This is a genomic window from Dongia mobilis (genome assembly GCF_004363235.1).
Classification (GTDB): domain Bacteria; phylum Pseudomonadota; class Alphaproteobacteria; order Dongiales; family Dongiaceae; genus Dongia; species Dongia mobilis.
Genome location: NZ_SNYW01000014.1, coordinates 51,796 through 65,167 on the forward strand (window position 1 = coordinate 51,796; position 13,372 = coordinate 65,167).

At 64.8% G+C, this 13,372-nt stretch carries 16 protein-coding genes and 1 tRNA gene; 2 read left to right on the plus strand and 15 right to left on the minus strand.

From position 1 onward, the window contains the following. Positions 1 to 2: 2 nt before the first annotated feature. From A8950_RS18390 to A8950_RS18405, 4 genes are read right to left on the minus strand one after another with little or no spacing between them, the layout of a single operon-like run. Positions 3 to 1,310, minus strand: a complete 1,308-nt coding sequence (locus tag A8950_RS18390; RefSeq protein WP_133615153.1) for an MFS transporter — start codon at positions 1,308 to 1,310, stop codon at positions 3 to 5. Then, on the minus strand, positions 1,307 to 2,530 hold the full coding sequence (locus tag A8950_RS18395) for an SAM-dependent methyltransferase (RefSeq protein WP_208109930.1): 1,224 nt from the start codon (positions 2,528 to 2,530) through the stop codon (positions 1,307 to 1,309). The genes A8950_RS18390 and A8950_RS18395 overlap by 4 nt, the downstream gene beginning before the upstream one ends. Then, positions 2,514 to 3,341 carry a DUF1365 domain-containing protein gene (locus tag A8950_RS18400; protein WP_133615154.1) on the minus strand — a complete coding sequence of 276 codons (828 nt, stop codon included), beginning with the start codon at positions 3,339 to 3,341 and terminating at the stop codon, positions 2,514 to 2,516. The genes A8950_RS18395 and A8950_RS18400 overlap by 17 nt, the downstream gene beginning before the upstream one ends. Before the next feature lie 4 nt (positions 3,342 to 3,345). Further along, positions 3,346 to 4,776: an NAD(P)/FAD-dependent oxidoreductase gene (locus A8950_RS18405; RefSeq protein WP_133615155.1), complete on the minus strand. Its 1,431-nt coding sequence runs from the start codon at positions 4,774 to 4,776 to the stop codon at positions 3,346 to 3,348. A 382-nt stretch (positions 4,777 to 5,158) separates the two neighbouring features. On the opposite strand from A8950_RS18405, the gene A8950_RS18410 reads away from it, so the two are divergent. Together A8950_RS18410 and A8950_RS18415 are read left to right on the plus strand one after the other, a co-directional pair. Next, on the plus strand, positions 5,159 to 5,695 hold the full coding sequence (locus A8950_RS18410; RefSeq protein WP_133615156.1) for a sigma-70 family RNA polymerase sigma factor: 537 nt from the start codon (positions 5,159 to 5,161) through the stop codon (positions 5,693 to 5,695). After that, on the plus strand, positions 5,692 to 6,387 hold the full coding sequence (locus tag A8950_RS18415) for a ChrR family anti-sigma-E factor (RefSeq protein ID WP_133615157.1): 696 nt from the start codon (positions 5,692 to 5,694) through the stop codon (positions 6,385 to 6,387). The genes A8950_RS18410 and A8950_RS18415 overlap by 4 nt, the downstream gene beginning before the upstream one ends. Here A8950_RS18415 and A8950_RS18420 read toward each other — a convergent pair. The 11 genes from A8950_RS18420 to murA form a co-directional block, all read right to left on the minus strand. Next, positions 6,384 to 7,511, minus strand: a complete 1,128-nt coding sequence (locus A8950_RS18420; RefSeq protein WP_133615158.1) for an acyltransferase family protein — start codon at positions 7,509 to 7,511, stop codon at positions 6,384 to 6,386. The genes A8950_RS18415 and A8950_RS18420 overlap by 4 nt on opposite strands. Positions 7,512 to 7,622: 111 nt before the next feature. Then, positions 7,623 to 7,698 (minus strand) — tRNA-Phe (locus tag A8950_RS18425). An 89-nt stretch (positions 7,699 to 7,787) separates the two neighbouring features. Next, entirely contained in the window at positions 7,788 to 7,973 is a 186-nt protein-coding gene (locus A8950_RS18430) for a DNA gyrase inhibitor YacG (RefSeq protein ID WP_133615159.1), read from the minus strand. Further along, complete coding sequence (locus A8950_RS18435) at positions 7,966 to 8,925, minus strand: ribonuclease E/G (RefSeq protein ID WP_166645271.1); 960 nt, start codon at positions 8,923 to 8,925, stop codon at positions 7,966 to 7,968. Before A8950_RS18435 ends, A8950_RS18430 begins: the two co-directional genes overlap by 8 nt. Beyond that, positions 8,925 to 9,527: a Maf family protein gene (locus A8950_RS18440; protein WP_133615161.1), complete on the minus strand. Its 603-nt coding sequence runs from the start codon at positions 9,525 to 9,527 to the stop codon at positions 8,925 to 8,927. The genes A8950_RS18435 and A8950_RS18440 overlap by 1 nt, the downstream gene beginning before the upstream one ends. Before the next feature lie 48 nt (positions 9,528 to 9,575). Further along, positions 9,576 to 9,794, minus strand: coding sequence for a translation initiation factor IF-1 (infA, locus tag A8950_RS18445; protein ID WP_133615162.1), 219 nt, complete (start codon positions 9,792 to 9,794; stop codon positions 9,576 to 9,578). A gap of 166 nt (positions 9,795 to 9,960) precedes the next feature. Then, the gene (locus A8950_RS18450) at positions 9,961 to 10,407 is read right to left on the minus strand and encodes an arsenate reductase ArsC (RefSeq protein WP_133615163.1); all 447 of its coding nucleotides are present in this window, start codon (positions 10,405 to 10,407) and stop codon (positions 9,961 to 9,963) included. Between the two features lie 6 nt (positions 10,408 to 10,413). Beyond that, entirely contained in the window at positions 10,414 to 10,914 is a 501-nt protein-coding gene (locus A8950_RS18455; RefSeq protein WP_133615164.1) for a UPF0262 family protein, read from the minus strand. Positions 10,915 to 10,923: 9 nt separating this feature from the next. Beyond that, complete coding sequence (gene hisG, locus A8950_RS18460; protein WP_133615165.1) at positions 10,924 to 11,574, minus strand: ATP phosphoribosyltransferase; 651 nt, start codon at positions 11,572 to 11,574, stop codon at positions 10,924 to 10,926. A 2-nt stretch (positions 11,575 to 11,576) separates the two neighbouring features. Further along, positions 11,577 to 12,050 carry a DUF2948 family protein gene (locus tag A8950_RS18465; protein WP_166645272.1) on the minus strand — a complete coding sequence of 158 codons (474 nt, stop codon included), beginning with the start codon at positions 12,048 to 12,050 and terminating at the stop codon, positions 11,577 to 11,579. Positions 12,051 to 12,087: 37 nt separating this feature from the next. After that, the gene (murA, locus tag A8950_RS18470) at positions 12,088 to 13,371 is read right to left on the minus strand and encodes a UDP-N-acetylglucosamine 1-carboxyvinyltransferase (protein WP_133615167.1); all 1,284 of its coding nucleotides are present in this window, start codon (positions 13,369 to 13,371) and stop codon (positions 12,088 to 12,090) included. Between the last annotated feature and the right edge of the window lies 1 nt (position 13,372).

Sequence of the window (13,372 nt, forward strand, 5' to 3'; positions counted from 1 at the left end):
GACTAGATGTTCAGAGCCCGGGCGATGTCGGCATGGGCAGTCCGGTCGAGCGGATAGCGCCACATCATCAACACCGCTATTGTCTTGAATACGCAGGGGACCCAGGCATAGATCACCGCCAGGGCGATGATCGCCGGGCCCGTTCCCGGCTGCGCCGCCGACAGGTCAAGTCCGAAAAGATCCAGGACTGGAAAGGCGATACCGACGGCAATCGCTGCCGCGAGTTTTGCCGACATGCTGGAAAGCGCGAAGAACAGCCCGGCTCGCTCCCCACCCTGCCGCAGGCGGTCGAGGTCGACCACATCCGCCTGCAGGGCCGGCGGCAAAGCGAGATCGGCGCCAAGCGCGAAGCCCGTGATGACGCAGATTACGGCAAAGGCTGGGATTGCTCCGACCGGAAGCAGGGGCACAGCCAGAAAGGCCAGGATGGCCGCCACCATGGCGCCGCACCAGAGCCGATGCTTGTCCACCCGCGCTTGCAGTCGCAGCCAGACCGGCAGGCTGAGCAGGGCCGCCGCGAAATAGATCAGCAGGACGATCCCCATCTGCCCGTCGTCGGCACCAAGGGCAAGGGTGATGAATAACGGAAACAGACCTGCCGGCAATCCATTGGCGACGCCATTGATGAACCAGGCCGCCAGCAGGCGGCGGAAGGGCGCATTGCGGCCGATCACGGTCCAGGCCTCACGCCAGCCGATCACCCGCGCCGCGGGACGCCGACGGCCTTCCGGCACAAAGCGCAGCAGCAGGAACAGCGCCGGCGCGCCGAGTGCTATGGCCACCAGCGCGGTCGCTGTCATGGCATCGGACAAGGACCGCCCGCCCTGCTGCAACAATGCCGGCAAGCTGGCGGCGACGGTAATACCGACCAGGCCAAACCCTTCGCGCCAGGACGTGATGCTGGTGCGCTCGGCATAATCCGCCGTCAGCTCGGCGCCCCAGGCGGTATAGGGCACCATGACCAGCGACCAGGCCACATAAAGCAGCGCATACCATAGGCCCAGATAGATGGCGCCGGCGCCGCCTGGCGGGGCGAAAACGGCCACCAGCGCGATCGCCGCCAGTATGGCACCCACTGCTATGAAAGGCTTGCGCCGTCCGACCCGGTCGCTGGCCTGGCCGACCAGTGGATCGGTCAGGACGTCAAGCGCCCGCGCGGCAAAGATGGCGGCACCGGTTGCCGCCAGCCCCAGCCCCAGCTCCTGGGCATAGAAGGTCGGAATCAGCACATGTGCCGGCAGGGTCGGCACCATCAATGCCAGAGCCGGCAGGCCGTAGAGACAATGCTGCAGCCGGCCAGCCTGCGTCACCGACACAACTTCAGATGCACGACATCGATCGATCCGGCACGAAAGCCGGCCTCGCAATAGGCGAGGTAATAGGTCCACATGCGGCGGAATCGTTCGTCGAAGCCGAGCGGCTGGATCCGCGGCCAGGCGCCAAGAAAGGCGCTGCGCCATTCCCGCAATGTCCGCGCATAGGAGGTCCCGAACCCGGTTTCGCTGGCAAGGACCAGACTTGCCTCGGCGGCCAGCTGCCGCAGCGCCGAGCGCGTCGGCAGCATGCCACCCGGAAAAATGTAGCGCTGGATGAAATCGGCGTTGCGGCGATAGCTGTCGAAGCGGTCCTCGGCGATGGTGATGATCTGCAGGGCGGCATTGCCGCCGGCCCGCAACCGATCCCGCAAAACGCCAAAATACCGGCGCCAATGCGCTTCCCCGACCGCCTCGAACATTTCAATCGAGACGATGCCGTCGAACGTGTCGCGGCAATCGCGGTAATCCTCCAGCCTCAGTTCGACGCGGTCGGCAAGGCCCTGGCGCTGCATCCGATCCTGCGCAAAGGCCAGTTGTTCCCGCGACAGGGTAAGACCCGTGACATGACAGTCGAACTCGCGCGCAGCGATCTCGGCAAAGCCACCCCAGCCGCAGCCGATTTCCAGCACGCGCTGGCCGGCGCCCAGTTCAGCCAGTGCTGCCATGCGCCGGTACTTCGCCGTCTGCGCCGCCTGCAGATCGTTGGCGCCGTCCTCGAACCAGGCTGCGGAATAGGTCATCGTGGGGTCGAGCCATTCACGGTAGAACGCATTGCCGAGGTCGTAATGATAGGCGATGTTGCGCCGCGCCCCGGCCCGCGTATTGGCGCGCATTAAATGGCCGATGCGATTGAGCGCCCGCACCCAGGCCTTGCCGTTGAGCGCGCGTGCCAGAGCATTCTGGTTGCGGGCGGCCAGTTCGATCAGGTCGGTCAGATCCGGGCTGTCCACCTCGCCGGCCATATAGGCCTCGGCGAAGCCCATGTCGCCGCCCTTGAGGAGGCGACTTATGCCGCGCATGTCGCGGATTTCCAGTTCGGCCTCGGGGCCGGATTCCCGTCCTTCGACCGCATGGCGCCGGCCGTCCGGAAAGACGATGCGCAGCCTGCCAACCTGAAGATGCGACAGGGCTTGCTCGAACAGGTTCCGCCACAATCCGGCAAATGGCGCCATGGCCAATGTCGGCCCGCCCCGTCCGTCATCTTGTCCGCGCATTCTCTCCCCCCAAGGCCGCGAGGCGCGCCGCCACGGGCTGCGCCGTTTCCCCCGGCGCAGTATCGGGGTTTCGCGGTCGCTTCTCAAGCTGCAAGGGAACTCCCTTCCACCACAGCTTGAGGGCTTCCCAATGGATGCCGGCGATCACCTGGATGGTCAGGAGGGGATAGATCACGAGCAATTTCAGCAACGCAGCATCGCTCAATATGACCCGCTGCCCGGCAAATGCCGCGCGCAGCAACGAGCCACCCTCGTCGTATTGATCAATGCCAAGTGCCACGCGGTCACCTGGCGGCAGCAGCGAGAACCGGTAGCCCCCGGACATGTCGTTGAAGGGCGACACAAACAGCGCCTTGGCGCATTGCTGGCGCACCACCCGGTCATGGGCGCTGGCCGGCAGTACATAGGCATGGCGGCCGCCGAAGGTGTTGTTCACTTCGTAAATCGTCGCACGCAATTCACCCGCGAGGTCGTGGCAGAAATAGACCGAAATCGGGTTGAAAACGAAGCCGAAGACCCGCGGCAGGGTAAGCAAACGCACCCGCCCCGGCGCAAAATGCAGGCCGGCCCTGGCAAGCTGGCCACCGACCCAGGCCTTGAGATCGCCGCTGCCGTCGCCGTGATCCCTGGCGCGGAACGACATGATCGCCCGGCGCTCGACCCCCAGCAGGCGCAAGCCACCAAGTCTCGGCAACTCGTCGAGATCGAGCAGCAGATAGAACATGCGATAGCGCAGGTAATGCGCCTTCGGCCTCAGGCGACGATGCATGACCGAGCCGCGATAGATCGCCGAAACCAAGGCGCCCGGCATCCGCCTACTCCGCCGGCACCGGTAGTGCCGCAGGCGGCAGCCGCAGCGGCGGGGTTTCACCGATGGCGGCAATGCGATCGGACTGGCCGGCGACCTGCCAGGGCCGGCGCACGCCGCCAAGCGCTTCGGCAACGGCAAGGCCGGATTGCAGCCCGTCCTCGTGGAAGCCGGCGCCGAAATAGGCGCCGCAATACCACACACCGCCGACACCCTGCAGGCGCCAGAGCGCAGCCTGGGCGCGCAGGGCGGCTTGATCGAACAGGGGGTGGGCATAGTCGAAGGTGGCGAATGTCTTCTCGGCCGCGATCGGCCGGTTCGGATTGAGCGTGACGAAAACCTGCTGTTCGGTCGGCAGATGCTGCAAGCGGTTCATCCAATAGGTGACGCAGATCAGCGCATCATCATCGACCGGACCGCCGATGACGTTCCAGCTCGACCAGGCGGCCCGGCGCCTCGGCATCAGATCCTTGTCGCCATGGACCACGGCGCGGTTCGGCTGGTAGCGCAGCGCACCGAGCAATTGCCTTTCCTCTGCGCTCGGCGCCTCCAGCAAAGCAAGCGCCTGGTCGGAATGAGTGGCGAGAACCACGGCATCGAAGATGCGCCGGCTTCCGTCCTCCATCACGACTTGCGGTCCCGCATGGCCGCGCTCGACCCGCGCGATCCGCGCCGACAGCGCCAGATCCAGCGGCCGGTCGGCCAACAGGCGCTTCACATAGGCGCGGCTGCCGCCAACGACCGTGCGCCATTGTGGGCGGTTGCTGAGTTGCATCAGACCATGATTGTCGCAGAACCGGACAAAGGCGCGCAACGGATGATCCCGCATCTGGTCGATCGAACTCGACCAGATCGCCCCACCCATCGGCAGCAGATGGTCCCGGACGAAGGTCTCGCCATACCCTGCCCCGTCAAGATAGGCCCCCAGTGTCAGGTCATCGTTACCGAGTGCGGCGGCACTGCGTGCCTCGCGATAGAAGCGCATGGTATCGGCCAGCATGCGCCACATCCGCGGACGCAACAGGTTGCGCCTTTGCGCAAACAGCCCGCCCAGGCTGGAGCCGGAATATTCGAAGGCGCCGTTCCCGAGGGAGGCTGCAAATGACATCTCGGTCTCTCTTGTCGGAACGCCGAGATGCGCAAAGAGTGCAGTCAGATTTGGATAGGTCTTCTCGTTGTAAACGATGAAGCCGGTATCGACGGGCACCCTGCCCTCGGGCAGGGCCAGATCGATCGTGTTGCTGTGCCCACCTGGCCGGGAGTCCCGCTCGAAAAGGGTAACGCGATGCCGCGCTGCCATGGCCCAGGCAGCGCTCATGCCGGCGATACCGCTGCCGATCACCGCAACGCGCAACCGGCCGGGGCGCTCGACGCAAAGCGTGGCGGCAGCACCGGGGTGAGCGGGTATAGGAAAATTAGCCTGATCGTTCGGGCTCATGGGCGGTTCGTCCAATTGGGCGCCAAGTCACTCTCCGCGATCAATCTGGCTTGGTGGGATGGGTAACTTTCTTACGGCGGCCGGAATTCGACGGATCACCCGGCAATAATCGCTGGATATCGTCGACAGAGATCCAAGCCGCCCGATGATGCGTAACGGCATCATGGATATCCTGGCACGCAGCGCCGCAACTGGCGAAATTGATTATCTCGGCAGGGCAGACCGCGGCGCCTGGACGACGGCGCGGAAAGCCGTGCACGCTAGGCATGCCCAGACTAAGATAAAGACATGCAGATCGAACGACCATCGGTCGGGTGCTAGCGTGACCGAAGCTGACGCACCCGTGGCTGGCGCGCCCCCCCGCAGCCAAGACCCCGAACGGATGACCACCCTGCTCCTGCGGTTGAAGGAAAACCAGGACGAAACGGTGTTCGCCGAATTGTTCCATTTCTTCGCGCCGCGCGTAAAATCCTACATGCGCAAGCTGGGGGCACCGGAGGACCAGGCTGAAGAGCTTGCCCAGGAATCAATGGCGATGGTCTGGCGCAAGATCCACCTGTTCGACGCCGAGCGGGCCGGCGCCTCCACCTGGATCTTCTCGATCGCGCGAAATCTTCGGATTGACGCCTTCCGGCGCCAGCGTCGGCCGGAGGTCCTGATGAACGACCCCACCCTCGTGCCCGATGGGCCGGAATCGCCCGAACGGGAAATGGATCGCGGCCAGCAGGCCGCAGCAGTGCGCGCCGCTTTGGCGACCCTGCCCGCGGAGCAAGCCCGGATCGTTCACTTGTCTTTTTTCGAGGACAAGCCGCATGCAGTTATCGCCGAACAATTGGGGATACCACTCGGTACCGTGAAGTCGCGCATGCGGCTTGCGTTCCAGCGGTTTCGCAAGGCCCTAGGAGAGCCTGAGTCATGATTACACATCATCCTGCTGAAGAACTGCTTGCGGCCTATGCCGCCGGATCGCTTGACGAGGCGACCTCGCTGGCCATGGCGACGCATTTGACGCTCTGCCCCGCCTGCCGGGCGGTTCATGACGATTTCGAGGCGCTTGGCGGCGTGCTGGTCTGTGAGAATGCCGCCGATACCCTGAAGCCGGATGCGCTCGCCGCCACGCTTGGCATGATTCGCGCGGCGGGGTCAGGCGTTGCAGATTCAGGCGTTGCAGATTCTGGCGTGGCGACCGTCATGCGGCCACAGCCGTCCACGGTCGCGACTGCCGGCAGTTCCCTGCTCCCGCTACCGCTGCAGTACTATGTCGGCGGCGATCTTGCGGCGGCAAAATGGCGGCCCCTCGGCCCCGGTATTCACCACATGCCGCTGATTGCCGACGGCGCCGCCAGCGCCCGTCTGCTGCGCATCGCGCCAGGCCGTTCGGTGTTCGAACACAGCCATGAAGGCAATGAAATTACTATCGTGCTGCGCGGCAGCTATTCGGCCGGCGGCGAGAATTTCCGCCGAGGCGACCTCGAGATGGCCGACGGCACCGTCTCGCATCGCCCCGTTGCCGGCAGCGAGGACATCTGCGTCTGCCTGGCCGTGACCGATGCACCGCTGCGCTTCGGCAACTTTCTGGGCCGCGTGATGCAGCCCTTCATCGGCATCTAGCGCATCAGCGCCGGCAGGAGCGGGCCGCTGGCCCGCGGCCTGCCGACGAGCTGCGGCAGCCAGGTCTGGCAGAACCGCACCAGCGGCAGCGTCAAAAGGATCGAGAGAAGGCTGGAGGCGGCGGCGAATGCCGCCAGCGTCCAGCCGTCCTGCGGCATCGCGCCCATATACCAGGTGGCGAGCGGCCCGTTGACGTGATGGTAGAAGACGCCGTTCAGCGCGAAGACGATGAGCGCATTGCTGCCAACATGCGCCAGCCAGCTTGACGCAGCGAGCGCCCGCCCCAGGGCCAGCGTGCCGACGATGCCGGCCATGGCCCCCAGTGCAAACCAGAGCGGGTCACCATAGGCGGATGCGAGGATGACGACGGCCTTGATGTCGAGACGGAACGGGCCCTGGTTGAGATCATAGACCAGATAGAGCGCAGCAAAGCCCGCGGCCGCGAGGGCAACCGCCGCTGCCGTGCGTGACGACCCGGCCATGATGCCGGCACGGTTCACCAGGATGCCGGCGAGGTAGAAGGCATAGGCCATCGGCGCCTCGTTCCAGAGCCACCAGTTCCTGCCTGGAAAGAAGGCGTATCGGCCATTGAGCCAAGCGCCTAGGGCGAACCCCGCGACGATCACCCCAAGGAGGGCAAGATTCGAACCGCGCAGAAACCGGAACAGGATGTAATGCACCACCTCGACCGTGGTCAGCGCCATCAGAAACCAGGTCGGCACATTGAAGACGGTCAGCCAGGTCAGGCTCATGAGGGTCGCATTGCCGTAATCGGCAGCACTTTCCAGCGGAATCGGCGGGAAATCGCGGGGAAAGACCAGGCTGGTCAGAGCCAGCAGACAATTGAATGCCAGCAACGGAACCAGCCGCGAGGCAATGCGCGACCAGAGGAATGCCAGCGGCTTCAGGTCGCTCAGATCCTTGGCGATGCAGCCGGCCAGCAGGAAGAAAAGCGGCATGTGGAAGGCATAGATGAACTTGTACTGGTAAGCCGCCGCCTCATGGCCCAGATACATCATCCGCTCGACGACGTGGCCGTGATAGACCAGCAGCAATCCGAGCGCGCGCGCCACGTCGACGGCCACGACCCGCTCCGCGCCCGCCGCGCGCATTGTTCCCGACATGCCGTTATCTCCCCATCTGCGGTGGGCCGATGATAGTGGCGCGGCAAGGCAGCCACAACGGACCGGGACCGTGCGGAAAAACGTGCGTCAGCTGCAATGATCGGGAAAGGATGGTGCCCAGGGCCGGAATCGAACCAGCGACACTGTGATTTTCAGTCACATGCTCTACCAACTGAGCTACCTGGGCGCCCAATGGACGGGCGGATATTTAATGGCTTTGCGCCACCTTGTCCAGCCGCAAATGCGGACCGCCCGAAACTAGTTTTATCTCCGGAATCAATTGGTTGTCGGCTCATTCGGCCGGCTGGGCGAGTCGTCGGGCAAGTCATCGGTCGGGGTATCGGCCGGGACCCGGTAGACTTCGTTGAGCCAGCGCGAGAGGTCGACCTGCTTGCACCGGGCCGAACAGAACGGGCGATAGGCGGGGTCCGCCGCCTTGCCGCAGATGGGGCAACTAGGCATCACCACCCCGCCACATATCGGCCAGGGTCGGCCCGGTGCGCCGACGCGACAGTTCGACCAGGCCAAGGCGCGACATGTTGCCGACCCATTCGATGGCCGGGTCGATGCCGACCGCCTCGCGCAGAGCCGCCAGCACCTGCTCGCGCTTGTTGCGGTTCTCCAGATCGATGAAGTCGATGACGATGGTGCCGCCGATATTGCGCAAGGCGAGCTGACGCGGGATCTCCCGCGCCGCTGCCAGATTGACGGCCAGCGCCGTGCGTTCCATGCCGCGTTCGGCCACGGCGCCGGCGGAATTGACGTCGATCGCGGTCAATGTCCGCACCGGTTCTATGAGCAGTTGCCCGCCGCCCGGCAACGGCACGGTTTCGTCAAGCGCCTCCGCAACCGCCTCGGCGATATCGCCCGGCGACGGAACCCAATCCCGCTGCGCCAGGAATGCGGCGCGGCCGACGAGAGCGGGGTGATGGCGGCGGCACCAGTCGTCGATCACGGCAACATCGACGCGACGGTCGCAGGTGATACTCTCGACCTGCTCAGGCGCCAGACTTTCCAGCGCCTGCTGCCACAGCGTGGGCGCCGGAACCAGGACGGCCGGGGGCTGCTTGCCCCAGGCGACGGCCTCAGCGTCCATCTTGGTGCGCAGGCTGGTGGTGAGGCGGACGCCCTTATCCTCCCGCGCCTCGCGCCGCACCTGGACGATGACCGCATCGCCCTCGCCGGGATTGCGTCCCTGCTTCTTCAGCGGCAACAGACCCGGTCGCGCAAGGCCAATTTCCACAAAGGCGGCGTTGAGGCTTGGCTCGACCTTCACCACCCGGCCGAGAATGACCGCTCCGACCGGGCTTTCCTCCCCGCGCCGCTCGATCGCGACCTGCGCCAGGCGGCCATCCGACCAGCGGTAGAAAGCGCTGCGCGCCTCGTCGATGCTGAGAAAGATCTGGTCGCCCATCATCGTTCCCGAGAGGCGAAGCCGAGACCCGTCAGCATGGCATAGGCGTCGGACAGGCTGAGGCCGACGACGTTGCTGTAGGAGCCATTGAGCGACGGAATAAAGGCTGCAGCGAAGCCCTGAACGGCATAGCCGCCAGCCTTGCCCCGCCATTCGCCGCTGTCGACGTAGTGCGCGATCTCGTCCGCGGAAAGGCGCTTGAAAACCACCTGGGTCGTGACGACGCGGATGGCCTGGCGTCCGTCCGGCCCGGCGATGGCGATGCCGCCCAGCACGCGGTGCCGCCGGCCGGAGAGCAGTTCCAGGCAGTCGCGGGCGGTGGCTGCATCCTCGGCCTTGGGCAGGATGCGGCGACCGCAGGCGACGACCGTGTCGGCTGCCAGGACGAACGCACCGGCATGGCGCGGCGCCACGGCATCGAGCTTTGCCTGCGCCATGCGGTGGACATAGGCCAGCGGCTGTTCGCGCGGCAACACGGCCTCGTCTATCGACGGCGCGTCGACTGCAACCGGCAGGATGCCGATCTGCCGCAGCAGATCGAGCCGGCGGGGCGAAGCCGACGCCAGCACGAGACCTGTCAACGCGGGTTCATTCTTGCTCATGTCGCTGGCGTCATGCCGGGGTCGCGCACAACACTGCGCCGGCGCGCGCTACTTGAAACGGAAGGTGATGCGACCCTTGGTCAGGTCATAGGGCGTCATTTCGACGTTCACCTTGTCGCCAGCAAGAACGCGGATGCGGTTCTTGCGCATCTTGCCCGACGTGTGCGCCAGGACTTCGTGATCGTTGTCGAGCTTGACCCGGAACATCGCGTTGGGCAGCAGTTCCAACACGGTACCCGGAAACTCGATCAGGTCTTCCTTTGCCATTCAGCTCCTCATTCATGGCCGCATCGGCTTGCGCAGGGCGGCCGCAACGGTATTGGGGTGACAGGCATGATTGCCGGCCCCCGATTTGGCGCGGATCATACTCAAATCGCCAGAAACCTCAATTGGCGCGGTATTTTCGATTTAACCAGTTGATTTATATCGTGTTTTAGATCGACGGCGCGCCCTGAGCCGGGAAACGGTCGCGGATTCGCTTCATCAGGCCGTCGCGCACCTGGCGATAGGCCTCGAGCCGCTCCTCGCGGCTGCCCTCGACGATGGTCGGGTCGAGGGTGTTCCAGAACTCGACATCGCAGGCCATGGTGCGGGTCATGTCCACCGCCTTGTGCTGCGCCTCGGGGGAGAGCGAGATAATGAGGTCGAAGGATTCGTCCTCGAGATCGTCGAAGGTCTTGGCGCGATGCTTGGTCAGGTCGATGCCGATCTCATCCATCACGGCGATCGCGAAGCCATCGATCTCCTCGGCCCGGACGCCGACGGAATCGACAAAAATCTGGCTGCCATGCAGATACTTCAGGATCGCCTCGGCCATCGGCGAGCGCACGGCGTTGAAGGTGCAACAGAAAAGAACGCTGCCGGGCAATCCCTGCGGCATGCGTCCTCACATCCTGACATGGAGCGCGCAGATCAGCGTGAACAGCCGCCGCGCCGTGTTGAAATCGACCTCTACCTTGCCGCCAAGGCGCTCGCGCAGGATCTCGGAACCCTCGTTGTGCAGGCCGCGGCGGCCCATGTCGATCGCCTCGATCTGCGATGGCGAGGCCGACTTGATGGCCTGGTAGTAGCTCTCGCAGATGTCGAAGTATTCCTTGACGATGCGCCGGAAGGGAGAGAGCGACAGGATGAACTTGTAGAGCGGCGCGTCGGCCGTATCGCGGATATCGAAGACCAGCCGGTTTTCCTCGATCGCCAGGAAAAGATGATAGGGTCCTTCCTGCTCGAGCGCGGGCCGAAACTCGTTCTCCTCCAGAAGGTCGAAGATGGCGACCGCACGTTCGCGATCAACCTCGGCGGAACGCCTTGCGGTCGACTGCTCGTCAAGCTCGATCTTGACGAGGCGCCCGTTCCGGTCCTGCCGCTCGTCGCCGGGATCGCCTGCCATCGCCTCGCCTCACGCCGCCGCGCGGCGCAGGTCTTCCACCAGGCCGCCGATCTCGCGCGGGAACGTCTTCATCGCGGTGCGGTTGACGATCAGCCGCGACGTCACCTCGGCGATCTTCTCGATCTCGACCAGGTTGTTGGCGCGCAGCGTGGCACCGGAAGAGACCAGATCGACAATTCGCCGGCAGAGACCCAGGGTCGGGGCCAGTTCCATGGCGCCGGACAGCTTGATGCATTCGGCCTGCACGCCGCGGGCGGCGAAATGCGCCCGCGTCACATTGGGATACTTCGTGGCGACGCGGATATGGGACCAGCGGCTGGGATCGTCGCTGGCCGAGAGCTCGGCCGGCTCGGCCACCGACAGACGGCAATGGCCGATATTGAGGTCGACCGGGGCATAGATCTCGGGATAGTCGAACTCCAGCAGTACGTCGTTGCCGGCAACGCCAAGCTGTGCCGCGCCGAACGCCACGAAGGTGGCGACGTCGAATGAACGCACGCGGATGATCTCGAGATCAGGGCGGTTGGTCCGGAATCGCAGCGCCCGCGAGTTCTCGTCGGCGAATTCGGCCTCCGGCTCGATGCCCGCCTTGCGCAGGACCGGCAGCACTTCCTTCAGGATGCGGCCCTTCGGCAGGGCCAGAACGAAGACCTCCGGCATGATCAGGAACCTGCCCGGCCCAATTGATGATCGGGGCGCCACTGAGTCGGCCAGCCCTCGCCCATATCCTTAAGGTAGACACTAAGTTCGTCTACCGTCAGCTGGATCATGCCGCCGCCGGAGAATAGCAGGGTCAGCTGCCCGTCATCGAACTGCATGGTCAGTAGCGACAGGAAGGCGCCGCGCTTCTTGAGGTCGATACCGCGGCTGCGCACCGAACTGACCAGATCGACACAAAGCCCGCAATGGATGCGCTGCTCGGTATCGTGATAGTCGTCGGCATCGTGGAAACTGGCGTCATCCCCCTTCTGCGGCGACCGGCGCTGGCCGGTCTCGGCATTGCGCTCCCAGCGAAAGCGGTTGAGCAGCATGATGAAGCGGTTTTCCTGCGCGAGGTAGCGGATTTCCGACAACGGCACCAGCGCGTCCTGGAGGCAGGCCGCGATGACGGCCAGATCGTCCCGGTCCTTCGCCATTACGCGGAAATCTGTGACGGTCCCGCCAGACATCATTCTACTCCGCCGCGCCGTCACTGAGGCGCTCGATCTCGGCACCGCAATTGGAGAGCTTCGCGGTCAACTTCTCGTAGCCGCGATCGAGATGGTAGATCCGGTTGAGGAAGGTATCCCCCTCGGCGGCGAGGCCGGCTAGCACCAGCGAAACGCTGGCTCGGAGATCGGTCGCCATGACCGGCGCGCCGGTCAGCTTCTTCACCCCGCGCACCATGGCCGAGGCGCCGTGCACATTGATGCTGGCCCCCATGCGCGCCAGTTCCGGCACGTGCATGAACCGGTTCTCGAAGATCGTCTCGGTAATCATCGAAGCGCCGTCTGCGGTCGTCATCAGCGCCATCATCTGGGCCTGCAGATCGGTCGGAAAACCCGGGAACGGCTCCGTCATGACGTCGACGCCGGTCAGCGCGCCGTTGGTCCGCTTGACCAGCACGCCTTGTGCCGTTTCGGACAGCGACACACCTGCTTGAGTCAGGACAGCGGCCGCCGCCCCGATCAGTTCATGGTGCAGGCCGACAAGTTCCACCTCGCCACCGGTGATCGCCGCGGCCATGGCATAGGTTCCGGCCTCGATCCGGTCGGCGACCACGCGGTGCGTGCAGCCCTGCAGGCGCTCGACCCCGGTCACCTTGAGATGGTCGGTGCCGAGGCCCTCGATCCTGGCCCCCATGGCGTTGAGGCATTGCGCCAGGTCGGTTATCTCGGGCTCGCGCGCCGCGTTGATCAGGTGTGTTTCCCCTTCGGCGAGTGTCGCCGCCATCAACAGGTTTTCGGTGGCACCCACCGACACCTTGGGGAAGGTGACCTCGGCCCCACGCAATCCGTTGGGCGCCTTCGCCAGGATATAGCCGGAATCGAGTTCGATCTCGGCGCCGAGCTGCTGCAATCCCTTGATGTGGAGATCGACCGGCCGCGTGCCGATGGCACAACCGCCCGGCAGCGACACCTTGGCCTGGCGGTGCCGCGCCACCAGCGGCCCGAGGACCAGCACCGATGCGCGCATCTTGCGCACGAGGTCGTATGGCGCGGTCGTGTCGCTGAGCGATTTCGCGGAGAGGATGACAGAGCGTTCCTTGAGCGACTGCCGGGTCGTCACCTCGATGCCAAGATGCGTCAGCAGATTGGTCATCGTCGTGATGTCGGCAAGGTCGGGCACATTGTCGAGGCGCACGTCTTCGTCGGTCAGGAGGCAGGTCGCCATCAGCGGCAGGGCCGCGTTCTTGGCCCCGCTGATCCTGATCTGGCCGTTGAGCTGGCGCCCGCCCCGAATGCGAATGCGATCCATG

What these genes read in the sequence shown, in the direction of transcription:
- A8950_RS18395 (WP_208109930.1), bottom strand. Translation starts at nt 2,530, where the DNA reads ATGCGCGGACAAGATGACGGACGGGGCGGGCCGACATTGGCCATGGCG.
- A8950_RS18400 (WP_133615154.1), bottom strand. Translation starts at nt 3,341, where the DNA reads ATGCCGGGCGCCTTGGTTTCGGCGATCTATCGCGGCTCGGTCATGCAT.
- A8950_RS18405 (WP_133615155.1), bottom strand. Translation starts at nt 4,776, where the DNA reads ATGAGCCCGAACGATCAGGCTAATTTTCCTATACCCGCTCACCCCGGT.
- A8950_RS18410 (WP_133615156.1), top strand. Translation starts at nt 5,159, where the DNA reads ATGACCACCCTGCTCCTGCGGTTGAAGGAAAACCAGGACGAAACGGTG.
- A8950_RS18415 (WP_133615157.1), top strand. Translation starts at nt 5,692, where the DNA reads ATGATTACACATCATCCTGCTGAAGAACTGCTTGCGGCCTATGCCGCC.
- A8950_RS18420 (WP_133615158.1), bottom strand. Translation starts at nt 7,511, where the DNA reads ATGTCGGGAACAATGCGCGCGGCGGGCGCGGAGCGGGTCGTGGCCGTC.
- A8950_RS18430 (WP_133615159.1), bottom strand. Translation starts at nt 7,973, where the DNA reads ATGCCTAGTTGCCCCATCTGCGGCAAGGCGGCGGACCCCGCCTATCGC.
- A8950_RS18435 (WP_166645271.1), bottom strand. Translation starts at nt 8,925, where the DNA reads ATGGGCGACCAGATCTTTCTCAGCATCGACGAGGCGCGCAGCGCTTTC.
- A8950_RS18440 (WP_133615161.1), bottom strand. Translation starts at nt 9,527, where the DNA reads ATGAGCAAGAATGAACCCGCGTTGACAGGTCTCGTGCTGGCGTCGGCT.
- infA (WP_133615162.1), bottom strand. Translation starts at nt 9,794, where the DNA reads ATGGCAAAGGAAGACCTGATCGAGTTTCCGGGTACCGTGTTGGAACTG.
- A8950_RS18450 (WP_133615163.1), bottom strand. Translation starts at nt 10,407, where the DNA reads ATGCCGCAGGGATTGCCCGGCAGCGTTCTTTTCTGTTGCACCTTCAAC.
- A8950_RS18455 (WP_133615164.1), bottom strand. Translation starts at nt 10,914, where the DNA reads ATGGCAGGCGATCCCGGCGACGAGCGGCAGGACCGGAACGGGCGCCTC.
- hisG (WP_133615165.1), bottom strand. Translation starts at nt 11,574, where the DNA reads ATGCCGGAGGTCTTCGTTCTGGCCCTGCCGAAGGGCCGCATCCTGAAG.
- A8950_RS18465 (WP_166645272.1), bottom strand. Translation starts at nt 12,050, where the DNA reads ATGGCGAAGGACCGGGACGATCTGGCCGTCATCGCGGCCTGCCTCCAG.
- murA (WP_133615167.1), bottom strand. Translation starts at nt 13,371, where the DNA reads ATGGATCGCATTCGCATTCGGGGCGGGCGCCAGCTCAACGGCCAGATC.